Raw genomic sequence first — 21,210 nt, 5'->3', positions numbered from 1 at the left:
CATTGCGATTTACACAGAGCGAACACCCTGTCGCAATATATTAAGGCGTCGATAGAAACAAGCATTGTCAGGACAACCAGCAGTCAAACAGTGTGAAATGCTGCTGGCGCCTTACAGCGCAAAAAGGCTGGTGACTAAAAAGTCACCAGCCATCAGCCTAATTGCTTAGGCTGCAACCAGAAAAGTTGGCTTATTTAACTTCAACTTCAGCGCCAGCTTCTTCCAGAGATTTTTTCAGTGCTTCTGCGTCGTCTTTGCTCACGCCTTCTTTCAGCGCAGCTGGAGCAGATTCTACCAGGTCTTTAGCTTCTTTCAGACCCAAGCCAGTTGCGCCACGTACTGCTTTGATAACAGCAACTTTGTTAGCGCCAGCAGCTTTCAGAATTACGTCGAATTCAGTTTTTTCTTCAGCAGCTTCAGCCGGACCCGCAGCTACAGCTACAGCAGCAGCAGCAGAAACACCGAATTTTTCTTCCATTGCAGAGATCAGTTCTACAACGTCCATTACGGACATAGCTGCAACTGCTTCAATGATTTGATCTTTAGTGATAGACATTTAAATTGTTCCTGAAAATCAGAATAAGTTTATACGTAAGCGAGTGCGTTATAAAGACAACTGCGATTAAGCAGCTTCTTTCGCATCGCGAACAGCAGCCAGAGTGCGAACCAGTTTGCCAGCCGAAGCTTCTTTCATGGTTGCCATCAGGCGTGCAATTGCTTCTTCGTAGGTCGGCAGGGTTGCCAGGCGATCGATTTGCGATGCCGGGATCAACTCACCTTCAAAGGCTGCAGCTTTGACCTCAAATTTTGCATTCGCTTTCGCGAACTCTTTGAACAGACGAGCAGCAGCGCCCGGGTGTTCCATAGAGTATGCAATCAGGGTCGGACCAACAAACGTGTCTTTCAGGCACTCGAACTGAGTACCTTCAACTACGCGACGCAGCAGGGTGTTACGAACAACACGCATGTATACGCCAGCTTCACGACCTGCTTTACGCAGTTCAGTCATTTTGTCTACAGTAACGCCACGGGAATCCGCAACCACTGCAGACAGCGCGCCTTTGGCTACTTCGCTGACTTCAGCAACAATCGCTTGTTTGTCTTGAAGATTTAAAGCCATTAGCTTTGCTCCTGGATGTTTGCCAGGGCTCATGCCCTGGAACTCACTTCACTCAACCCAACGGGAAGAGCGTCTTAATACGGTGAGCAGAAACAAGCCAGAGTATTCAAAAAATAATCTTAGCGTTCTGTCACCGTCTACGCAGGGGATTAAGTTTCTTGCGAAACACCTGCGGTCTTCGACGGAGGCCTGGATAGGCCAGGCTCCAACGAACAATTCTGTTAGCCGCTAACTTTCGTTAGCAAACGTGGGGGTAAGATTGTAGACAAAATCACCGCCCACGTAAAGGCATTAGTTTGCAGCAGCGCTCAGGCCAGCCTGGTCAACTGCGACACCTGCACCCATGGTGGTGGAGATGCTAACTTTCTTGATGTACACGCCTTTCGCCTGAGTTGGTTTTGCTTTTTTCAGCGCAACCAGCAGAGACTCCAGGTTTTCTTTCAGTTTGTCAGCGTCAAAGTCCACTTTACCGATGGTGGTGTGGATGATGCCGTTTTTGTCGTTACGATAACGAACCTGACCTGCTTTAGCGTTCTTAACCGCTTCAGCAACGTTAGGGGTTACAGTACCCACTTTCGGGTTTGGCATCAGGCCGCGTGGACCCAGAACCTGGCCCAGTTGGCCAACAACGCGCATTGCATCCGGAGAAGCAATAACAACGTCAAAGTTCATTTCGCCTTTCTTGATCTGATCAGCCAGATCTTCCATACCTACCAGTTCAGCGCCGGCAGCTTTAGCAGCTTCAGCGTTTGCACCCTGAGCAAATACAGCTACGCGAACTGAACGGCCAGTACCGTGTGGCAGTACAGTTGCGCCACGAACGTTCTGATCGGATTTACGCGCGTCGATGCCAAGGTTTACGGCAACGTCAACGCTTTCAACGAACTTAGCAGTAGCCAGTTCTTTCAGCAGAGCGATAGCTTCGTTGATGTCGTACTGTTTGGTCGCATCAACTTTGTCACGGATCACGGACATGCGCTTGGTGAGTTTAGCCATTTCTTAGTCCTCCACTACCAGGCCCATGGAACGTGCAGTACCTTCGATTGAGCGAGTCATCGCTTCAATGTCAGAACCAGTCATGTCGGCAGCTTTGGTCTGCGCGATTTCCTGCAGCTGGGCGCGGGAAATTTTACCCACTTTGTCTTTGTTCGGTTTACCGGAACCAGACTTGATACCAGCCGCTTTCTTCAGCAGAACGGCTGCTGGAGGGGTTTTGGTAACGAAAGTGAAAGAACGGTCAGCGTAAACGGTAATAACAACCGGGATTGGCAAACCTTTTTCCATGGATTCAGTTTTTGCGTTAAACGCTTTACAGAATTCCATGATGTTCACACCTTGCTGACCCAGAGCTGGACCAACTGGTGGACTTGGGTTCGCCATACCAGCTGCAACCTGCAGCTTGACGTAGGCTTGTACTTTCTTAGCCATTCTAAAATCCTCTGATTGGGTAATAGCGCCTCAAGGAGGCTCCCCGTGAATAAAATTCGTTTTACGGGCCGGGCCCATAAAAACAAAAGGCGCGAAATTGTATTCCAATCTCGCGCCTTGTGCAACGGTTTAATCGTTGCTTTTTTGAACGCTGCTTAGGCTTTTTCAACCTGCGCAAAGTCCAGCTCTACCGGGGTCGCGCGACCGAAGATAGACACAGACACTTTCAGGCGGGACTTCTCGTAGTCCACCTCTTCCACCACGCCGTTAAAGTCAGCAAACGGACCGTCGCTAACACGAACCATTTCACCCGGTTCAAACAGCGTTTTCGGACGCGGCTTATCACCCACCTGCTGCAGGCGGTTCATAATCGCATCAACTTCTTTATCGCTGATTGGCGCCGGACGGTCAGACGTGCCGCCGATAAAGCCCATTACGCGCGGTACGCTGCGCACAAGGTGCCAGCTTGCGTCGTTCATCACCATCTGAACCAGCACGTAACCCGGGAAGAATTTACGTTCGCTTTTGCGACGCTGGCCGCCACGGATCTCGACCACTTCTTCGGTCGGAACCATCACTTCGCCAAACAACTCTTCCATATTGTGTAATTTGATATGCTCACGCAGCGACGTTGCTACGCGGCCTTCAAAACCGGAAAACGCCTGAACGACGTACCAACGCTTTTTAGGGGCTTCAGACATCTTAGAACCTCAGGCCAGTGATAAAGGAAACCAGGCGAACCAGAATACCATCCAGCCCCCACAGGATCAGTGACATTACCGCAGTCACTGCAGCCACAATCAGCGTGGTATGCAATGTTTCCTGGCGAGTCGGCCAAATTACCTTGCGGACTTCGGTACGCGCTTCGCGCGCGAAAGCAACGGTTGCTTTACCTTTAATCGTTAACAGCGCGACACCGCCCGCTGCAGCAATCAGAATCACCACTGCCAGCGCACGGAGCGGCAGCATCATGTCACGATAAAGATAGTTGCCAACGATTGCCACAATCAGCAGCACGGCAACAGCGATCCACTTCATCGCTTCCAGGCCGCGCCCGCTCCCTTGAGCTTCGGTATTCGCACTCATAAACCAACCTGTCAGAAGAATTCTACAAATAATTTCACCCCGCGATTGCGAGGCGAGCCAAATCGATACGTAATCCCTTTACGGATTATACGCTCTCTGCAGAGCCTGTCTCAGCAATGATTATGACAAAAAAAATCACTGATGAGCCAGGTTCTGATGTGAAAGCGTGCAAAAAGGGCATCAAATGATGCCCTTTTCATGCGCATTGCGTCAAATGTTATCAGCAATTAGCCGAGAACTTTAGCAACAACGCCCGCGCCAACGGTACGGCCGCCTTCACGGATTGCGAAACGCAGACCGTCGTCCATCGCGATTGGGTGGATCAGCGTCACAACCATCTTGATGTTGTCGCCTGGCATTACCATCTCAACGCCTTCTGGCAGTTCGATGGTTCCGGTCACGTCAGTTGTACGGAAGTAGAACTGTGGACGGTAGCCTTTGAAGAACGGAGTATGACGGCCGCCTTCGTCTTTAGACAGGATATAAACTTCAGATTCGAACTTAGTGTGCGGCTTGATTGAGCCTGGCTTAGCCAGAACCTGACCACGTTCGATTTCTTCACGTTTAATACCACGCAGCAGAACACCTACGTTCTCACCAGCACGGCCTTCGTCCAGCAGTTTGCGGAACATTTCAACGCCAGTACAGGTAGACTTAACAGTCTCTTTGATACCAACGATTTCAACTTCTTCGCCAACTTTAACGATACCGCGCTCAACACGACCGGTAACAACGGTACCACGACCGGAGATGGAGAATACGTCTTCGATTGGCAGCAGGAATGGCTTGTCAATCGCACGCTCTGGTTCTGGGATGTAAGAATCCAGGAAACCAGCCAGCTCAACGATTTTCGCTTCCCACTCTGCTTCGCCTTCCAGCGCTTTCAGCGCAGAACCACGGATGATTGGGGTATCATCGCCTGGGAAATCGTACTGAGACAGCAGTTCACGCACTTCCATCTCTACCAGTTCCAGCAGCTCTTCGTCATCAACCATGTCGCACTTGTTCAGGAACACGATGATGTAAGGAACGCCTACCTGACGACCCAGCAGGATGTGCTCACGCGTCTGAGGCATAGGGCCGTCAGTCGCAGCAACAACCAGGATCGCACCGTCCATCTGCGCAGCACCGGTGATCATGTTTTTAACATAGTCGGCGTGGCCTGGGCAGTCTACGTGTGCGTAGTGGCGAGTCGGGGTGTCATATTCAACGTGAGACGTGTTGATGGTGATACCACGCGCTTTTTCTTCTGGTGCGTTATCGATCTGATCGAATGCACGAGCGGAACCACCGTAGGTTTTTGCCAGAACGGTAGTGATTGCAGCAGTCAGCGTTGTTTTACCATGGTCAACGTGGCCGATAGTACCGACGTTAACGTGCGGTTTTGTACGTTCAAACTTTTCTTTAGACATCGATTGTCCCTCTAAGACACGGATAAATCGGTGATATCACCACATCAACCAGGCGAAATGCCTGAACAGTTGAATACATTTAAATTGAAACAGAGAGAAACGGGAGGGAGAAGTGAAGTGGTGCTGATACCCAGAGTCGAACTGGGGACCTCACCCTTACCAAGGGTGCGCTCTACCAACTGAGCCATATCAGCACGTATTGGAGCGGGCAGCGGGAATCGAACCCGCATCATCAGCTTGGAAGGCTGAGGTAATAGCCATTATACGATGCCCGCATCCTGAAACTCGGCTACCCAGTTCTTTCTGTAACAAAAAAAGAGATTTCTCTCTTTTCAAGTTCGAGCTGGTTAATTTTTCCAACCAGCTCCGGCGGCATTTACGCTGCCAGAAAGTGGTGGTGGGGGAAGGATTCGAACCTTCGAAGTCTGTGACGGCAGATTTACAGTCTGCTCCCTTTGGCCGCTCGGGAACCCCACCGGACTTGATGGTGCCGACTACCGGAATCGAACTGGTGACCTACTGATTACAAGTCAGTTGCTCTACCTACTGAGCTAAGTCGGCATCAAGTAGCGCGCATTCTATGGAGACCTGCGCAGTCATGCAACTAAAAAATTGCATAAAACGTTCTTTCGCTCACATTTTATGCGAAAGAAGCGCTGAGTGCTGCAAAAACAGTCATTCGAGGTTAAATATTCAGCGTTGCTGCGTGATTTAACCGGTATCTATCGTCACGTGATGGCTCCCGCGTAAAGCAGCGCTTCCCCATCTTTTTTCTTATTATTCCTGTCATCTGGTGTTAACCTCCTGCCCATTGTCCAAAATTAACTATGTGATGAACCGTGGCAGGCTGTTTTGTTGATGGTTCACTGAAGCATGCTTATGAGCAAAAAAGAGCAAACGTTAATGACGCCTTATCTTCAGTTTAACCGCAGCCAGTGGGCTGCCCTGCGTGACTCCGTCCCTATGACGCTGACGGAAGGCGAAATCGCACGGTTAAAAGGGATAAACGAAGATCTCTCACTGGAAGAAGTGGCGGAAATTTATCTCCCCCTCTCTCGCCTACTTAACTTCTATATAAGCTCCAACCTGCGGCGCCAGGCGGTACTGGAGCAGTTCCTTGGAACTAACGGTCAACGTATTCCTTATATCATCAGTATTGCGGGCAGCGTCGCAGTCGGTAAAAGTACCACCGCGCGCGTACTGCAGGCATTGCTGAGCCGCTGGCCGGAACACCGTAGCGTCGAGCTGATCACTACCGACGGCTTCCTGCATCCGAATGAAGTCTTAAAAGAACGTGGCCTGATGAAGAAAAAAGGCTTTCCGCTCTCTTATGATATGCATCGACTGGTGAAATTTGTTTCTGACCTGAAGTCAGGCGCGCCAAACGTTACCGCGCCGGTCTATTCGCATCTGATTTACGATCGCATCCCGGACGGTGATAAAACCGTTGTGCAGCCGGATATCCTGATTCTGGAAGGTTTAAACGTCCTGCAGAGCGGGATGGACTACCCCCACGACCCGCATCACGTATTTGTTTCCGATTTTGTTGATTTCTCTATCTATGTCGATGCGCCGGAAGATTTACTGCAAAGCTGGTATATCAACCGCTTCCTCAAGTTCCGTGAAGGGGCGTTCACCGATCCCGATTCTTACTTTCATAATTACGCCCAGCTCTCTAAAGAAGAGGCCACAAACGTCGCGATGGGGCTGTGGAATGAGATCAACTACGTAAACCTGAAAGAGAACATTCTGCCGACACGCGAGCGCGCCAGCCTGATCCTCACCAAAAGTGAGAAACACGCTGTCGACCAGATTCGGTTGCGTAAATAATCAAGCAGACGTAAAAAACCGGCCTGGCGCCTAATGCCGATCGTTTAAGGATCGGTTGACCGATCCGGTGGCTGGTATAAAAGGGTATCATGTTCATCATGGAACCCTTTTTAAATGGAACTTTCACAAGCCCTCGGCATCATCAATCTCGCTGACCTCATTCCCGAAGACCTTATCCGTCAGGCTTTGACGCTCTCCGACACCGTTACGCTGCGCAAACGCAAACTGTCGCTTGAATCAATGATATGGCTTGTCGTCGGCATGTCTGTTTTCTGCAACCGCCCGCTGACTGAAATTGTTAATCTGATGGATATTGTGGACGGCATCGGCTCACCTTTGACGGCCAGAAGCTCTGTCATTCAACGTCGCAAGACGCTGGGGGAAAATGCTGTCAGGGAACTGTTTGAACTCACTCAACAACACTGGCATGGGCAGGCAAATCACCGTAAGCGTATAGCGCGAACCGTATTGACGTGACGAGGATGGGTTATTCGGCAGGCAGTGTGATCCGCCACGGCAGCAGTTCACCAACCCGGTTTACCGGCCAGTCAGCAATGACGTCAAGGATATGGTGAAGGTAACGTTCTGGAGCTACTCCATTCAGTTTGCACGTCCCGATCAGACTGTACAGCAGCGCTCCCCGCTCACCACCGTGGTCTGAGCCGAAGAACAGCCAGTTTTTACGCCCCAGACTGACCGTCCGCAGCGCATTTTCAGCGATATTGTTATCGGCTTCAGCCCAGCCGTCGTCTGCGTAGTATGTCAACGCCTGCCACTGGTTCAGTACATAGGTGAACGCTTTTGCCAGCTCTGAGTGTCGCGACAGGGTTTTCACTTTTTCACGCAGCCAGTTTTCCAGTGATTTAAGAAGCGCTTTCGTTTTTAACTGGCGTTCAGCAAGCCGCTGTTCTGCTGGCATTCCCCTGATATCCGCTTCGATGGCATACAACTCGCCTATCCGTTTCAGCGCTTCATCTGTGAGCGCTGAGGGAGTGCGAACGTGAACATCATGGATTTTACGCCGGGCATGGGCCCAGCACGCGGCTTCCTTTATATGACCGTCGCGGTAGAGCTCGTTGAACCCGGCGTAGGCATCAGCCTGCAGTACGCCACTGAAGCCTGCAAGATGGGTCTGAGGGTGGATACCTTTTCTGTCCGGGCTGTAAGCGAACCACACTGCGGGGGCCAGCGCTGAGCCGGCGTTGCGGTCGTCGCGAACGTACGTCCATAAGCGCCCGGTCTTCGTCTTCTTATTACCCGGCAACAGCACCGGGACAGGCGTATCGTCAGCATGGAGTTTGCCGTCGGTCAGGACATAGTCCTGAAGGGCTTCATCCAGCGGTGCCAGCAGACGACAACACGCATCCACCCAGCCCGACAGTACAGAACGACTCAACACCACACCCTGGCGGGCATAGATCTCCGACTGGCGATACAGCGGTGTGTGCTCTGCATACTTTGAGGTCAGCACGCGGGCCAGCAGCCCCGGTCCGGCGATACCCCGTTCGATGGGGCGCGAAGGCGCCGGGGCCTGAACGATGCGATCGCACCGACGGCAGGCATGCTTTTCACGTACTGTCCGGATAACCCGGAAGGCGCTGCGCATCAGCTCCAGCTGTTCGGCGGCATCCTCACCCAGGTAGCTCAGCGAACCACCGCACTCCGGGCAACAGGACTCTGTGGGTAACAACCGCTTTTCATCACGGGGGAGTGACTCAGGGAACGGTTTGCGGGTGCGGGTCTGACGCAGCGGGCGCTGCACCGCCGGATCATCAACCCGACCGGTCAGCGTATCGCTTTCCTGCTGCAGCCGGTTCAGGTCAGCTTCCATCTGCGCGATACGGCGGGATACCTTTTCGGAACGACTGCCGAAGTTCATCCGGCGCAGCTTATCCAGTTGCGCCTGCAGATGGTCTATTTCGCGTTCCCGGTCGGCCAGCTTTTCCAGCAGGGCGCGGTTCAGCGCTTCCTGTTCGGCCAGGCGCTGTTTCAGCAGAAGGATGTCGTCAGAAGAGGTGTCGTTCATAAGCCCGTATTTTACCAGGCTTATTCTGCGACAACCAGGATAAAGAGCGCTACAACATGGTCAGGGACGTCAGTAACCGCTTTGGCTGTCGCCAGTCGATACCTTCCATCAGCATCGCCAGCTGCGCCGGCGTCAGGAACACTTTGCCATCGCGGGCTGAGGGCCAGGCGAAGCGACCACGTTCCAGTCGCTTTGTCAGCAGGCACAGCCCGTCACCGGTGGACCAGAGCAGTTTGACCTGACTGCCGCTGCGTCCCCGGAAGATGAAGACGTGGCCGGACATCGGGTCATCTTTCAGCGCGGTCTGCACCTTTGCGGCCAGGCCGTTGAAGCCGTTACGCATGTCGGTGATACCGGCAACCAGCCAGATTTTAGTACCTGAAGGTAGCGGGATCATCGCTTCAGTTCCTGTATCAGCAGAGCCAGGAACGTTTCGCTGACAGTGCCGTTGAGGCGAAGCGTCCCGTGCCGGAACGTTACCTCACAGCTGATACTGAGCCCCGGGTCTTCTGCGAGCGATTCTGGCTGTACGGCAGTGGCATCGAGAGTCACAGGAAGTAGCAGAGGACTCTCTGAGGAAGGTAACAGTAGCTTTCCGTCGCGCCACTGCTGGCGCCATTTAAATAACAAATTGGCGTTGATGCCGTTTTCAAGCGCCAGTTTTGAAATGGATATTCCGGGTTTGCAGGAGGCAGCAACGAGCTGCTGCTTAAACTCAGGAGAATAATTAGGGCAGCCCTTACGCCTGCCGGGGGTCACATTTTTCTGCATATCTGACACTTTGGTTCCCACTACTTATTTGGTGGACACCACTTTGTCGAATACATCAGATTATGACCAGACGGTTCGCGCTGTACGCTTACAAATCACCCACGCTGACACGGGCTGAAGCTCTGTGGTGTTGACGGTGTGGTCTGGCGGACACAGGATACCCCGGAAAATAACAATGCTTTCGGTAAGGCGTCAAACCAGCATGGCGAAAGAGGTTACCCGCAGGTGCGGATGATGTGCCTGATGGAGCTGAGCAGCCACCTGATACAGGGCAGTGAATTTGACCGTTATGACGTCAATGAAATGCGGCTGGCGGCCCGTCTGATCAGCAGCGCATCAGATAACAGTATCACACTGTTCGATATTGGTTTTTACTCACCCGGGTTGCTGCATCACTGGCAGAATGCAGGCGAAAACCGGCACCGGTGGGAAAACGAGCTGGGATACCGGGAGGCGAAACAGGGTCTTCTGTGCAACAGGTGGACGCCGCGCAGCCGGTTACCGGAAATGGTGCGCCAGGAGCTGTGGGGAGTGCTGCTGACGTATAATCTGGTGCGCTATCAGATGGTCAGGATGGCGTTCCATCAGAAAGGCGATTATCTGCCGTACCAGTTGAGTTTTAGCAGTGCAACAACGGAGATGATGCGGTTAATGATAACGCTGCCGTGGGCCTCATCGGGAACCGTACCGGGGGAACTGAAAAGGTTTTACGAGCAGGCGAAACACTGCGTGTTGCCGTTAAGACGGGAACGAAGTTACCCGCGAGAGGTGAGGAAAAAATGCAAAAAGTATCCGGATAAAAAGGCTGCTGGTCACCTTAAGTGACCAGCATTAGCCTGGCGCCGGTTTCTTTGTTTATGCCTGCGGCTTTTCACCGTTTTCATCCTGGTCCACGGCGAAACAGGCCACCAGTTGTCCACCGTAATCCTTCAACTGCGGTTGCAACTGAGTGCAAGGACCAAAGCGACGACGGCAGCGCGCGTTGAACGCACATCCCGGTGGCGGATTCAGCGGGCTTGGCAGCTCGCCGGTGAGCTTAATGCGCTCACGACGGTCGTCCGGGTTCAGGCGCGGCGTGGCGGACAGTAGCGCCTGGGTGTAAGGATGACGAGGGTTCGTAAAGATCTGATCTTTCGTCCCCTTCTCCACACAGCGCCCTAAGTACATCACCATCACTTCATCGGCAATGTGTTCCACTACTGACAGATCGTGTGAAATAAAGACGTACGACAGCCCCAGTTCCTGCTGCAGATCCATCATCAGGTTCAGCACCTGCGCACGCACGGAGACATCGAGCGCCGAAACCGGTTCGTCAGCAATCACCACGTCCGGGTCCAGCATCAGACCGCGGGCGATAGCAATACGCTGCCGCTGCCCGCCGGAGAACATATGCGGGTAGCGGTCATAATGCTCGGTTTTAAGGCCGACTTTCGCCATCATCGCCAGCGCCTTTTCACGGCGCTGCTCTTTGCTCAGATTGCTGTTGATCAGCAGCGGCTCTTCCAGAATCTGCCCCACTTTCTTGCGCGGGTTAAGAGAGCCATACGGGTTCTGAAACACAATCTGGATTTTCTGCCGACGCAGTTTTTGCGCCTGCGGATCGTGCTTAAGCAGATCCTGCCCCTGATAATAAAGTTCTCCGCCGGTTGGCGTTTCGATCATTGTCAGCAGTCGGCCCAGCGTGGATTTCCCACAGCCAGACTCCCCAACCACCGCCAGCGTTTTTCCACGCTCCAGCGTAAAGGAGACGCCATCAAGCGCTTTTACCAGGCGCTCGGGGGCAAAGAAGCCCTTTTTCACCGGGTAGTGTTTTTTCAGGTCGTGGGCCTGCAACAGTGGTTGTTGCGTGGTGGCCTGTTGCGAACTCATGGTGTTGGCCTCCCGGCATCATCGAGTGGATAGTGGCATTTCGACTGACGACCGTCAGCGAGCAGATTCAGTTCGGGCTCTTCTGCACGGCACTTGTCCGTGGCATATGGACAGCGCGGATTGAGCAGACAGCCCAGCGGACGGTCATATTTGCCCGGTACCACGCCCGGCAGCGAGGCCAGACGCGCTTTGTCCTGAGCAAACTCCGGCAGGGCACGCAACAACGCCTGCGTATACGGGTGGCGAGGCGCGCGGAAGATATCATTCGAACTGCCAGCCTCGACCACCTGGCCTGCGTACATCACGATGATTTTGTGCGCGGCTTCAGCCACCAGCGCCAGATCGTGCGTAATCAACACCAGCGCCATATTCTCTTTCTGCTGGAGTTCCAGCAGCAGTTCGATGATTTGCGCCTGAATGGTTACGTCCAGCGCGGTTGTCGGTTCATCCGCAATCAGCAGCTTTGGCCGACAGGCAATCGCCATGGCGATCATCACGCGCTGGCTCATTCCTCCCGACAGCTGGTGCGGGTAAACGTCCAGACGCGACGCCGGGTCAGGAATACCCACCTGCGTCAGCAGGTCAATCGCACGCTGACGACGGGTTTTCTTATTCCCCCCCTGATGCACCTTGATGGCTTCCATAATCTGGAAGCCGACGGTGTAGCACGGGTTCAGGCTGGTCATCGGGTCCTGGAAGATCATCGCCACTTCCGCGCCCACCAGCTGGCGGCGCTGCTTTTCAGAAATGCTCTTCAAATCCTGGCCGTTAAACGCCAGGCTTTCTGCCATGACGCGGCCCGGATAATCAATCAGCCCCATAATCGCCAGTGAGCTGACGGATTTACCGGAACCCGACTCCCCTACGATACCGACCACTTCGCCCTGATTTACACTGTAGCTGATGCGATCCACGGCGCGAAACGGTGTGCCCTCGTCACCGAAGTGCACCGATAATTTATCTACATTTAATAACGCCATCTCTTGCCTCTTACTGCTTCAGTTTGGGATCAAGCGCATCACGCAGACCATCACCCATCAGGTTAAATGCCAGCACCGTCAGCAGGATTGCCAGACCCGGGAAGGTGACAACCCACCAGGCGCTTTGTGCAAACTGCAACACATCGGCGAGCATAGTGCCCCACTCGGGTGTTGGCGGTTGAGCACCCATGCCCAGGAAGCCAAGAGCAGCCATATCGAGAATGGCGTTAGAGAAACCAAGCGACGCCTGAACGATCAGCGGCGCAAGGCAGTTCGGGAAAATATTAACGAACATCTGACGCATTGCGCCGGCACCCGCCACGCGAGAGGCCGTCACATAATCGCGGTTGACCTCCACCAGCACGGCCGCACGGGTTAAGCGCACGTAGTGAGGAAGCGCCACGAAGGTCAGCGCCAGCGCGGCGTTACCTATCGATGGCCCAAAAACCGCCACCAGCACCAGGGCCAGTAGCAGGCTAGGCAGCGCCAGCATGATGTCGACGATGCGCATAATGATGTTATCGACGAGACCACCGAAGTAACCGGCAACCAGGCCGAGCACCACGCCCATGACCAGCGACAACACCACCACCAGACAGCCAACCAGCAGCGACAGGCGCGCGCCATACATCAGACGAGAGAGCACATCGCGGCCTACGTCATCGGTCCCCAACAGATGCGTCAGGCTACCGCCGTCCTGCCATGCAGGTGGCGCGAGCAGCGCATCACGGAACTGATCCGCCGGGTTATAGGGTGCGATGAAGTTCGCGAATACCGCGATAAGAATCATGATGGTGACATACACCAGCCCTACCACCGCGCCTTTGTTGCGCTTGAAGTAGTGCCAGAACTCCTGCAGCGGCGTCATCGGAACTGGCGCCGCAACCACTTTATTTTCAGAAACGTGTGACATGATGGCCCCTTACTTCTTATGACGAATACGCGGGTTCACCACGCCGTAGAGCAAATCGACCAGCAGGTTGACGAGAATAATCATCGTCGCGACCAGCAGCACCCCGCCCTGCACAACCGGATAGTCACGGCGCTGCAGCGCATCAATCAGCCAGCGTCCGAGACCCGGCCAGGAGAAGATGGTTTCGGTCAGGATCGCCCCTGCCAGCAGTGTCCCAACCTGCAGGCCAATCACGGTCACCACCGGCAGCATGGCATTACGCAGTGCGTGGACGATGATCACGCGCATGCGGGTCAGGCCTTTAGCGCGGGCGGTACGGATGTAGTCCTCGCCCAAGACTTCCAGCATGGAGGAACGGGTCATACGCACAATAACGGCTAAAGGAATGGTGCCCAGCACCATTGCGGGCAGGACCATATGCGCCACGGCATCAATGAAGTTCCCCTCTTCTCCCCAGATGGCCGTATCGATCAGCATAAAGCCGGTCAACGGATTCGTATCATCAAGGAACACCATATCGCTGACGCGTCCGGAGACCGGCGTCAGGTTCCACTGCACGGAGACCAGCATGATCAGCATCATGCCCCACCAGAAGATAGGCATGGAGTAACCTGTTAGCGCCAGGCCAACGGCAGTATGGTCAAAGATAGAGCCACGTTTTACGGCAGCCAGTACCCCAACAGGAATACCCACCGCAGTGGCAAACATCATGGCGCAGATGCCGAGTTCCAGCGTCGCTTTAAAACGCGGCACGAACTCGTCCCACACCGGAAGACGGCTTTTCAGCGAAATACCCAAATCGCCGTGCAACACCCCCCAGATATAGTTGAGGTATTGCTGCCACATCGGCTTGTTCAGGCCAAGCTCCGCCAGCAACTGCGCATGACGCTCAGGCGAAATACCACGCTCGCCCGCCATAATCATTACCGGGTCGCCGGGGATCATATGGACGAAGGCAAACGTGAGAAGGGTGATACCGATAAACGTGGGGATGACAAGTCCCAGACGTCGGAGGATGAACTGCAACATAACCCGGATTCTCTCTGATGACGCACCACCAAGGGCGTGGCGTCTGTATTGCTCACAAATGTAAATTCCCTCTCCCGCCAGGGAGAGGGATAAAGCCCTACTGATTATTCAATTGATACGTTTTCGAAGTGGTGTTTGCCCAGCGGATCAACCACGTAGCCTTTCACTTCTTTGCGCACTGGCTCGTAAACGGTGGAGTGAGCAACGATCAGCGCCGGAGCCTGCTCGTGCATAACAACCTGAGCCTGCTTGTACAGTTCAATACGTTTGTTGTGATCGTCGGTCGCGCGCGCCGGCTGGATCAGGTCTTCAAACGGCTTGTAGCACCAGCGAGAGTAGTTAGAACCGTCTTTCGCCGCTGCGCAGCTGAACAGGGTCGCGAAGAAGTTGTCCGGATCCCCGTTGTCGCCGGTCCAGCCCATCATGACTGCCTGATGCTCACCCGCTTTGGCGCGTTTCAGATACTCGCCCCACTCGTAGGTCACGATCTTGGCCTGAACGCCGACTTTAGCCCAGTCGGCCTGAACCATTTCCGCCATACGGCGAGCGTTCGGGTTATATGGGCGCTGGACAGGCATCGCCCACAGCTCAACGGTAAAGCCTTTTTCATGGCCCGCTTCTTTCAGCAGCGCTTTCGCTTTCTCAGGATCGTAGGTGTAGTCTTTAATATCGTCGTTGTAGCCCCACATGGTCGGTGGGATCAAGTTTTTGGCGGCAACGCCTGCGCCCTGATAAACCGCTTTAATGATCGCGTCTTTATTCACCGCGTAAGTCAGCGCCTGGCGAACTTTTACGTCATCAAACGGTTTTTTCTCGGTGTTGAAAGAGAGATAGCCCACGTTCAGGCCAGCCTGCTCCAGCAGGTTGATATTTTTGTCCTGCTTCATACGAGCAATATCAGCCGGGTTCGGGTAGGGCATAACCTGGCATTCGTTTTTCTGCAGTTTTGCATAACGTACAGAGGCATCTGGCGTGATGGAGAAGACCAGACGGTCGATCTGCGGTTTAGTGCCCCAGTAGCCGTCAAAGGCTTTGTACAGAATACGGGAGTCTTTCTGATACTGCATCAGTTGGAACGGACCGGTACCGATTGGGTTCAGGTCCACTTTTTCCGGGGTGCCGGCTTTCAGCATGTTGTCCGCATACTCTTTAGACAGAATAGAGGCGAAGTCCATGGCGAGGTCGGCCAGGAATGGCGCTTCCGGGCGAGACAGCACGAACTGAACGGTGTTGTCGTCAACTTTTTTCACGTCGGTTATCAGTTCTGGCAGACCCATCCCTTCGAAGTATTCATAGCTGCCGCCAGACACTTTGTGGTACGGATTCTGCGCGTTTTTCTGACGGTCGAAAGAGAACACAACGTCGTCGGCATTAAAATCGCGCGTAGGTTTGAATTCTTTGCTGTCCTGCCACTTCACGCCCGGGCGCAGGTGGAAGGTATAGGTTTTGCCGTCTTCGCTGATATCCCACTTCTCAGCCAGACCTGGAATAACTTCTGTGGTACCGGTTTTAAATTCCACCAGACGGTTATAGATCGGTACAGAGCTTGCGTCATACGTTGTACCAGAGGTAAAGAGCTGTGGGTTAAAGCCTTCCGGCGAGCCTTCAGAACAGTAAACCAGGGTTTTTGCCTGTACGCTTGCTGCCACGGTCATAGCCACCAGGCTCAGACCAAGCTTCAGCATCCCTGACTTCTTCAAGGAAATACTCATTATTGTGCTCCAATGTGATGTTTTGCTTTGTTGTGTTACGCCGCCTGACCTTTATTTATTTTTTACCCGGTCCGGTCGGTGATGCCCGAAGGCGTTATAAGGGATGGAGAATCCTTTCAGAAGAGCGTTAGAGTTGCAGCGCAGATCCTCCCTGAAATGCCCCTCGTGCCCTACAATCTGTCAACAGAATGTGAAAACGTCAATACAGGTGACGGGGATTTACGCGGAGTGTGAGAAACCGCAAACAAAGATTAAAAAAACCTAAGGCCTCAGTTTTTAGCAGGGAAATTTATGCTACAGCCCATGTTGCAGCACAAATACCTTCATATTTAGCAACAATCAGTGATTAACTTTTATTCAGAATGGGTAAATTTTCTTGTAGAATGGTGATTATCTGAGCACTAAATACCGCGAACGTTAAAACGCACAGCGAAAAATGCTGAGGTTATCCATAAGCAACGCGAAAAAAGATCAAACTATATATAAAAAAATACAATGGATTATGTCACAAAAGCGTTAACAGTCAGGGTGAAGCAGCGCTAAGGGGCGTTTTGGATGGTCGGGATGAATAACCCACTAATGCAAAAAGGGCTAACCTTGCGGTTAGCCCTTTTTTCGAATGTGGTCGGCGAGAGAGGATTCGAACCTCCGACCCACTGGTCCCAAACCAGTTGCGCTACCAAGCTGCGCTACTCGCCGAATGCGGAGCGCATCGTACTGCTAAGGTGCGCCTCCGTCAATCCCTTAAATTAAAAAAGCCATTCAACTGGCGATAATCTCGCCAGACACGCTATTGCGCGGCTTTTACGGTGCTATCAGGGAGTTTGCACCAGTTGTTATTTTCATTTATACCGCCGTCCGGAGAGGTGTATCCCAGGCAGCCCAGGATGGTGTCGTAAAGTTCAACATGACGACGCGGCACCTTCATCTCTGCCTCTTTCTTCAGGTGGGCAAACATCTTCGCTTTCTCGGGATCTTCCAGATACTTGTCCGACATCCACACCATCATGGGCACGCGGAACTGTTCAGGTGGCGCCATTTTGCGCGGCGTACCGTGCAAGTGCTCCTTCTCATTGATCGATTCCCCGTGGTCAGCAGCATAGAACACAATCGCTTTTTTATCGCGCACCTGGTCAATCACCGCATCGATAAAGTGGTCAACATACATGACGGAATTATCGTAGGAGTTAATCAGTTGCTCTTTGGAACAGTCTTTATCAACCCCCACGCACTCCGGCGTCCATTTGGCGAAGCTGCGCGGATAGCGTTGGGTATAGTTGAAATGCGACCCTTTGGTGTGCAGGATAATCATATGTTTACCGTCAGGATTGCCGTTGAGGGAGATTTTCATCTCATCGATCAGCAGCATGTCATCGACCGCCTTGCCGCGGTTACGCGGCTCAGCACCAATCTGCTCGCGGTAGGCAATATTCTGCGCCATGGTATTACTGTAGAACCACATTTCGCTTTGCATGGCATAAAGGTCAGAGGTGAACCCAAGCTGATGCAGCACCGAGAAAACGTTCTGTTCTTTCAGGGTTCGCTGCGGGTTATCGCTTGCCCCCCCTTCCCGTACGAACATGCAGCGCAGTGAAAGCTTTGTTGCCGTGTCGCAAGAATAACCGCGATAAGCAATCAGGTTTTTCTCCTGTGCCAGCTTCGGCGTCGTGTCGCGGTCATAGCCCAGAATGCCCATGTGATCCCAGCGGGTGGTTTCGCCAATAATAAAGACAACATAGGTATCATCGATGTCTTTTGGCGCGTCATAGGTAAACTTCTTCGCCGGGTTCATCAGCGATTTGTTATCCGAGGATTCATCCACCTGCGCCCAGGCGTACAGCCCCAGCGCAGAAATCCAGTTAGAGGGCAGATACGAGTTCGCCACCACGCCGCCATAGCTTGGCATATCCACACCTGAAGTGCGCTCATCACTCTTCTGCTTCACGTCCAGAAGACGGATAGGTCCCCAGACCAGCAGCCCTGCGAGCAGAACGACCGCGACGCTCCTGAAACGTTTACCGGGGGTACGGATCTGGTGCACCAGCGTATACCGGCACCGGTTGCTCCAGATGAGCAACAGCGGCAAAGCGCTCACCGCCACCAGCCAGAGAATAAAGTGCAACCCGACCACCTCTTTCGAGAGATCGATATCTGTGGTCATAACCGAAGCAATAATGCCGTAGCCAATCACCACGTTCATAAAGGTCATATAATAGCTGGCGCCCGCCGAACAGAGCACGATAAGCGTTGCCAGCACCCGCCATACGCGGCGACCAAACAGAGAGAGAATGCGAAACAAAAAGAAGGTGACCAATACCGCAGCGACCAATTCGACAACCGCTGCAATTCCTTTCCAGACGGTAAAATCGTGCGCATAACCGTCAAACCGACGGAAAAAGACTGCGCCATTCATAAACAGGCCGATGTACAACGCCAGCAAAAAGCAGAGCTTTTGTTGCGCCATCGATTTAATGTATTTCATGCATGCTACCCGGAAAAAGGGACTGTACCGCCACCCGCCGGATATGACTGGAAGGCAGATTTGAAATTCGCTCAGGGGATCGTTCTAATAAACGTCTATAAGCGTGGTAAGTAGACCACAGGGAAAGGAAAAAGTGGCAACAGAGAATGTGATCGGTACAGTTTTTTACAAAAAAGGCAATCCGCGCGGCGAGATTATCGTCTAAGTAGAGCCGTAATAAACATTAAAAAGGCCGGAAACCCGGCCTCTGTATTCAACGCTTACGCATGCGCTTCTTTATAGACTTCGCGCTGCGGCTGGCGAATCATGGTCGACAGCGCCAGAGAGATAATCAACAGGGCAAATATTACGCAGAACGTGATATAGAAACCGCCAAACAGCGAGGCGATTAGCGAGCCGCAAATACTGCCGATACCGAAGCCCAGGTAAATGACCCCGTAGTTTTTCGTCAGATTATTCAGTCCAAAGAACTCGCTCACCAGTGACGGGAAGACGGTAATGGTACCGCCGAAGTTGAATGCTACGCAGGCAATCGCGGCAAAGAAGGTTGCTTCATTCAGCGGCGCAAACAGCAGCGCCGCCATGCCCACCAGCGATACCACCTGGCCAATCGTAATCACGCGGATACGGGCGATTTTGTCAGAGAGAATGCCCAGCACCAGACGGCCAGAAAGGTTAGCGATTGAGATCACGGTAACCGCGTTGGCCGCCGTTGCGGCATCGAGTTTCACCATTCCCTGGGCGATATCTTTTGCCACCCCAATCACGTACAGACCGCTCATGCACGCCGTGAGGAACATCACCGCCAACATCCAGTATTGCGGTTTGCGCATGGATTGAGCCAGCGTAAAGTCGTTCTCCACCACACCGTCAACGGATATAACCTCCTGCAAAGGCGCGTCTTTCATCAGCATGGCGCCGAACAGGATCATCACCAGAACAATAACGCCCCAGATCATAAAGGTATTTTCAAGGCCCACGGTGCTCAGCAGATGAGAATCGATGAATTTGAACCCGAGGCTGCCCAGCCCATAAGAACCGATGGCAAAGGCGGAGATTAAACCTTTACGCTCCGGGAACCACTTTACGCAGTTCGACAGCGTCAGCAGGTAACCGGCGCCGTCGGCCAGACCCACCAACACCCCGGCGCTCAGCCACAACATCATCAAATTACTTGAGTGCGCCGTCAGGAAAAAGCCGACGCCAAGCAGGATCCCGGAAGCCATCGTCACGCGCTTAACACCGAAACGCTCCTGCAATTTACCGGCGATGGAAGAAGACAGCGCTAACCCCAGGCTCAGCAGGCCGAAGGAGAAAGCGACCTGGCTTACCGGAGCGCCGAGCTTATCAGACAGCGCGCTGTTAAACAGGCTCCAGGTATAAACCGAACCCAGCGCAAACTGGGTGACGATGGTGCCAATGAGTGTCAGCCAGCGCGTACGGTTATAAGTTGATGTGTTCATGGCAGTTGTCCTGCAAGAGAAAGTAAAGGAATTCGCTGAGGACAACGATAAACAAAACCTTAAAACAGGTGGGGGAAAACGGCATGAGATGCAGAGAGGACGGAATGAAATGCCTGAAATTGGGAATGAATGGCCTTACGGGGAACTGAAGCGAACGTGTGTTAGCGTGTGTTAGCGTCTGCTATCGCTACAAGCCCCGTGGCTGTTGTGTTCAAGATGTTATGGCAACGTTTAAAAAAGTAACAATCTTAAAAGTTCGCGCTCACCCCAAGGGTATACATATATTGCTCCCCTGTCAGGGTATTCTCACCCTGTGCTAAAGTCGCCCAGGCCGCCATGCGGGTAGTAAAGGGTATATCCGTGCCGACGGTCACATCCATCCAGTTACTGTTTTGGGCGGGCGCAGGCGTTTGTGGCCGACCAAACTGCGCTTTCCACTGGTTTTCGCCAAACTGCTGGTTGTAGCTAATCTGCGCCCACGAACGAAGATCGCCATATTGCGTGTCTACGCGCCAGCCAAGCGTGCTTACGCTGGCGTGCCAGAGTGGGTTGGTGAGCGCCTGCGTTGTTATGCCATCGCCAAACGCATTGGTCATTACGGCCGTGGTACTGTCATAACGCCACGCCATTACCGGGCCGGTCGTCGTCTGACCATCAACCGGCATATTCCAGCCCACGCTCATGGCGCTTTCCGCCGTCGGCCCGGAAGGAACAGACAGAGCAAGTCCTGCTCCATTTTGCGACGTTTGAATACGTTCAGCGAGAATATCGTCATACCGCGGTTGGCGATCTGCATCCCAGGTATAGCGTTCCACCGTGGTGCTTTGCGCATCCGAAACGATATACTCCTGTTGCCAGGCCCGTGCGGTATTACTAAAAAATAAGCAGGATGAAACGCCCACAAGGCCAAAAACAACATGGCAGCCACTGATTTTTTTTATCATCATCAAAACGACTCCATAGAGAGCCGAACTCGGCGATATTTATCATTTTGTTGAAGAGGTTTTGAGGCATATAGCCCTGTATTAACTATTGTCTTTATCGTCGACACGTCAAGACTGACGGAATGAAATTTTTGCGATAACAGCG

At 53.1% G+C, this 21,210-nt stretch carries 19 protein-coding genes, 5 tRNA genes and 2 pseudogenes; 3 read left to right on the top strand and 23 right to left on the bottom strand.

Annotated features, from left to right (window positions below; genetic code table 11):
• Window positions 1–190 precede the first annotated feature (190 nt).
• From rplL to NL510_RS01470, 11 genes are all read right to left on the bottom strand, one after another.
• Complete coding sequence (rplL, locus tag NL510_RS01520; RefSeq protein ID WP_006176746.1) at window positions 191–556, bottom strand: 50S ribosomal protein L7/L12; 366 nt, start codon at window positions 554–556, stop codon at window positions 191–193.
• A gap of 66 nt (window positions 557–622) precedes the next feature.
• Entirely contained in the window at window positions 623–1,120 is a 498-nt protein-coding gene (gene rplJ / locus NL510_RS01515; RefSeq protein ID WP_001207203.1) for a 50S ribosomal protein L10, read from the bottom strand.
• Window positions 1,121–1,411: 291 nt separating this feature from the next.
• Window positions 1,412–2,116: a 50S ribosomal protein L1 gene (gene rplA / locus NL510_RS01510; protein ID WP_006176745.1), complete on the bottom strand. Its 705-nt coding sequence runs from the start codon at window positions 2,114–2,116 to the stop codon at window positions 1,412–1,414.
• Window positions 2,117–2,119: 3 nt separating this feature from the next.
• Window positions 2,120–2,548, bottom strand: a complete 429-nt coding sequence (gene rplK, locus NL510_RS01505; RefSeq protein WP_003862340.1) for a 50S ribosomal protein L11 — start codon at window positions 2,546–2,548, stop codon at window positions 2,120–2,122.
• Window positions 2,549–2,703: 155 nt separating this feature from the next.
• Complete coding sequence (gene nusG, locus NL510_RS01500; RefSeq protein ID WP_002438628.1) at window positions 2,704–3,249, bottom strand: transcription termination/antitermination protein NusG; 546 nt, start codon at window positions 3,247–3,249, stop codon at window positions 2,704–2,706.
• Between the two features lies 1 nt (window position 3,250).
• Window positions 3,251–3,634: a preprotein translocase subunit SecE gene (secE, locus tag NL510_RS01495; protein WP_253381018.1), complete on the bottom strand. Its 384-nt coding sequence runs from the start codon at window positions 3,632–3,634 to the stop codon at window positions 3,251–3,253.
• A 227-nt stretch (window positions 3,635–3,861) separates the two neighbouring features.
• The gene (gene tuf / locus NL510_RS01490; protein ID WP_243544814.1) at window positions 3,862–5,046 is read right to left on the bottom strand and encodes an elongation factor Tu; all 1,185 of its coding nucleotides are present in this window, start codon (window positions 5,044–5,046) and stop codon (window positions 3,862–3,864) included.
• A gap of 118 nt (window positions 5,047–5,164) precedes the next feature.
• Window positions 5,165–5,240, bottom strand: a tRNA-Thr gene (locus tag NL510_RS01485).
• A gap of 6 nt (window positions 5,241–5,246) precedes the next feature.
• Window positions 5,247–5,321 (bottom strand) — tRNA-Gly (locus tag NL510_RS01480).
• 117 nt (window positions 5,322–5,438) lie between these two features.
• A tRNA-Tyr gene (locus NL510_RS01475) sits at window positions 5,439–5,523 on the bottom strand.
• A gap of 8 nt (window positions 5,524–5,531) precedes the next feature.
• Window positions 5,532–5,607: transfer RNA gene (locus tag NL510_RS01470), tRNA-Thr, on the bottom strand.
• A gap of 318 nt (window positions 5,608–5,925) precedes the next feature.
• On the opposite strand from NL510_RS01470, the gene coaA reads away from it, so the two are divergent.
• Window positions 5,926–6,876 (top strand): type I pantothenate kinase, encoded by a 951-nt coding sequence (coaA, locus tag NL510_RS01465; RefSeq protein ID WP_253381015.1) that lies wholly within the window; start codon window positions 5,926–5,928, stop codon window positions 6,874–6,876.
• Between the two features lie 114 nt (window positions 6,877–6,990).
• A pseudogene (locus NL510_RS01460) lies at window positions 6,991–7,320 on the top strand (transposase domain-containing protein); the annotation flags it as partial.
• A gap of 43 nt (window positions 7,321–7,363) precedes the next feature.
• Here NL510_RS01460 and tnpC read toward each other — a convergent pair.
• Genes tnpC through tnpA form a run of 3 tightly spaced genes read right to left on the bottom strand, consistent with a single transcriptional unit; the run spans window position 7,364 to window position 9,673 of the window.
• Window positions 7,364–8,902, bottom strand: a complete 1,539-nt coding sequence (tnpC, locus tag NL510_RS01455) for an IS66 family transposase (protein ID WP_253377880.1) — start codon at window positions 8,900–8,902, stop codon at window positions 7,364–7,366.
• A 49-nt stretch (window positions 8,903–8,951) separates the two neighbouring features.
• Complete coding sequence (gene tnpB, locus NL510_RS01450) at window positions 8,952–9,299, bottom strand: IS66 family insertion sequence element accessory protein TnpB (RefSeq protein ID WP_052908738.1); 348 nt, start codon at window positions 9,297–9,299, stop codon at window positions 8,952–8,954.
• On the bottom strand, window positions 9,296–9,673 hold the full coding sequence (gene tnpA / locus NL510_RS01445) for an IS66-like element accessory protein TnpA (RefSeq protein WP_253380548.1): 378 nt from the start codon (window positions 9,671–9,673) through the stop codon (window positions 9,296–9,298). The genes tnpB and tnpA overlap by 4 nt, the downstream gene beginning before the upstream one ends.
• 108 nt (window positions 9,674–9,781) lie before the next feature.
• Here tnpA and NL510_RS01440 point away from each other — a divergent pair.
• A pseudogene (locus tag NL510_RS01440) lies at window positions 9,782–10,498 on the top strand (transposase); the annotation flags it as partial.
• A 30-nt stretch (window positions 10,499–10,528) separates the two neighbouring features.
• On the opposite strand, the gene dppF reads toward NL510_RS01440, so the two are convergent.
• From dppF to NL510_RS01395, 9 genes are all read right to left on the bottom strand, one after another.
• Complete coding sequence (gene dppF, locus NL510_RS01435) at window positions 10,529–11,542, bottom strand: dipeptide ABC transporter ATP-binding subunit DppF (RefSeq protein WP_253381013.1); 1,014 nt, start codon at window positions 11,540–11,542, stop codon at window positions 10,529–10,531.
• On the bottom strand, window positions 11,539–12,522 hold the full coding sequence (gene dppD / locus NL510_RS01430) for a dipeptide ABC transporter ATP-binding protein (protein WP_253381011.1): 984 nt from the start codon (window positions 12,520–12,522) through the stop codon (window positions 11,539–11,541). The genes dppF and dppD overlap by 4 nt, the downstream gene beginning before the upstream one ends.
• 10 nt (window positions 12,523–12,532) lie before the next feature.
• Window positions 12,533–13,435: a dipeptide ABC transporter permease DppC gene (gene dppC, locus NL510_RS01425; protein WP_253381009.1), complete on the bottom strand. Its 903-nt coding sequence runs from the start codon at window positions 13,433–13,435 to the stop codon at window positions 12,533–12,535.
• Window positions 13,436–13,444: 9 nt separating this feature from the next.
• Entirely contained in the window at window positions 13,445–14,464 is a 1,020-nt protein-coding gene (gene dppB, locus NL510_RS01420) for a dipeptide ABC transporter permease DppB (RefSeq protein WP_253381007.1), read from the bottom strand.
• A gap of 104 nt (window positions 14,465–14,568) precedes the next feature.
• Entirely contained in the window at window positions 14,569–16,176 is a 1,608-nt protein-coding gene (gene dppA / locus NL510_RS01415; protein ID WP_253381005.1) for a dipeptide ABC transporter periplasmic-binding protein DppA, read from the bottom strand.
• Between the two features lie 622 nt (window positions 16,177–16,798).
• A tRNA-Pro gene (locus NL510_RS01410) sits at window positions 16,799–16,875 on the bottom strand.
• Between the two features lie 91 nt (window positions 16,876–16,966).
• Complete coding sequence (eptB, locus tag NL510_RS01405; protein ID WP_253381003.1) at window positions 16,967–18,658, bottom strand: kdo(2)-lipid A phosphoethanolamine 7''-transferase; 1,692 nt, start codon at window positions 18,656–18,658, stop codon at window positions 16,967–16,969.
• A 260-nt stretch (window positions 18,659–18,918) separates the two neighbouring features.
• Window positions 18,919–20,121: an L-lactate MFS transporter gene (locus tag NL510_RS01400; protein ID WP_253381001.1), complete on the bottom strand. Its 1,203-nt coding sequence runs from the start codon at window positions 20,119–20,121 to the stop codon at window positions 18,919–18,921.
• Between the two features lie 248 nt (window positions 20,122–20,369).
• Window positions 20,370–21,068: an autotransporter outer membrane beta-barrel domain-containing protein gene (locus tag NL510_RS01395; RefSeq protein ID WP_253380999.1), complete on the bottom strand. Its 699-nt coding sequence runs from the start codon at window positions 21,066–21,068 to the stop codon at window positions 20,370–20,372.
• Window positions 21,069–21,210: the final 142 nt, after the last annotated feature.

It is taken from the genome of unidentified bacterial endosymbiont (genome assembly GCF_918797525.1).
Classification (GTDB): domain Bacteria; phylum Pseudomonadota; class Gammaproteobacteria; order Enterobacterales; family Enterobacteriaceae; genus Enterobacter.
The sequence above is the reverse complement of the archived record's forward strand: the minus strand, read 5'-3'. Positions and strand labels throughout refer to the sequence as shown.

Coding starts and splice junctions, on each gene's coding strand:
- rplL (WP_006176746.1), bottom strand. CDS start 556: ATGTCTATCACTAAAGATCAAATCATTGAAGCAGTTGCAGCTATGTCC.
- rplJ (WP_001207203.1), bottom strand. CDS start 1,120: ATGGCTTTAAATCTTCAAGACAAACAAGCGATTGTTGCTGAAGTCAGC.
- rplA (WP_006176745.1), bottom strand. CDS start 2,116: ATGGCTAAACTCACCAAGCGCATGTCCGTGATCCGTGACAAAGTTGAT.
- rplK (WP_003862340.1), bottom strand. CDS start 2,548: ATGGCTAAGAAAGTACAAGCCTACGTCAAGCTGCAGGTTGCAGCTGGT.
- nusG (WP_002438628.1), bottom strand. CDS start 3,249: ATGTCTGAAGCCCCTAAAAAGCGTTGGTACGTCGTTCAGGCGTTTTCC.
- secE (WP_253381018.1), bottom strand. CDS start 3,634: ATGAGTGCGAATACCGAAGCTCAAGGGAGCGGGCGCGGCCTGGAAGCG.
- tuf (WP_243544814.1), bottom strand. CDS start 5,046: ATGTCTAAAGAAAAGTTTGAACGTACAAAACCGCACGTTAACGTCGGT.
- coaA (WP_253381015.1), top strand. CDS start 5,926: ATGAGCAAAAAAGAGCAAACGTTAATGACGCCTTATCTTCAGTTTAAC.
- tnpC (WP_253377880.1), bottom strand. CDS start 8,902: ATGAACGACACCTCTTCTGACGACATCCTTCTGCTGAAACAGCGCCTG.
- tnpB (WP_052908738.1), bottom strand. CDS start 9,299: ATGATCCCGCTACCTTCAGGTACTAAAATCTGGCTGGTTGCCGGTATC.
- tnpA (WP_253380548.1), bottom strand. CDS start 9,673: ATGCAGAAAAATGTGACCCCCGGCAGGCGTAAGGGCTGCCCTAATTAT.
- dppF (WP_253381013.1), bottom strand. CDS start 11,542: ATGAGTTCGCAACAGGCCACCACGCAACAACCACTGTTGCAGGCCCAC.
- dppD (WP_253381011.1), bottom strand. CDS start 12,522: ATGGCGTTATTAAATGTAGATAAATTATCGGTGCACTTCGGTGACGAG.
- dppC (WP_253381009.1), bottom strand. CDS start 13,435: ATGTCACACGTTTCTGAAAATAAAGTGGTTGCGGCGCCAGTTCCGATG.
- dppB (WP_253381007.1), bottom strand. CDS start 14,464: ATGTTGCAGTTCATCCTCCGACGTCTGGGACTTGTCATCCCCACGTTT.
- dppA (WP_253381005.1), bottom strand. CDS start 16,176: ATGAGTATTTCCTTGAAGAAGTCAGGGATGCTGAAGCTTGGTCTGAGC.
- eptB (WP_253381003.1), bottom strand. CDS start 18,658: ATGAAATACATTAAATCGATGGCGCAACAAAAGCTCTGCTTTTTGCTG.
- NL510_RS01400 (WP_253381001.1), bottom strand. CDS start 20,121: ATGAACACATCAACTTATAACCGTACGCGCTGGCTGACACTCATTGGC.
- NL510_RS01395 (WP_253380999.1), bottom strand. CDS start 21,068: ATGATGATAAAAAAAATCAGTGGCTGCCATGTTGTTTTTGGCCTTGTG.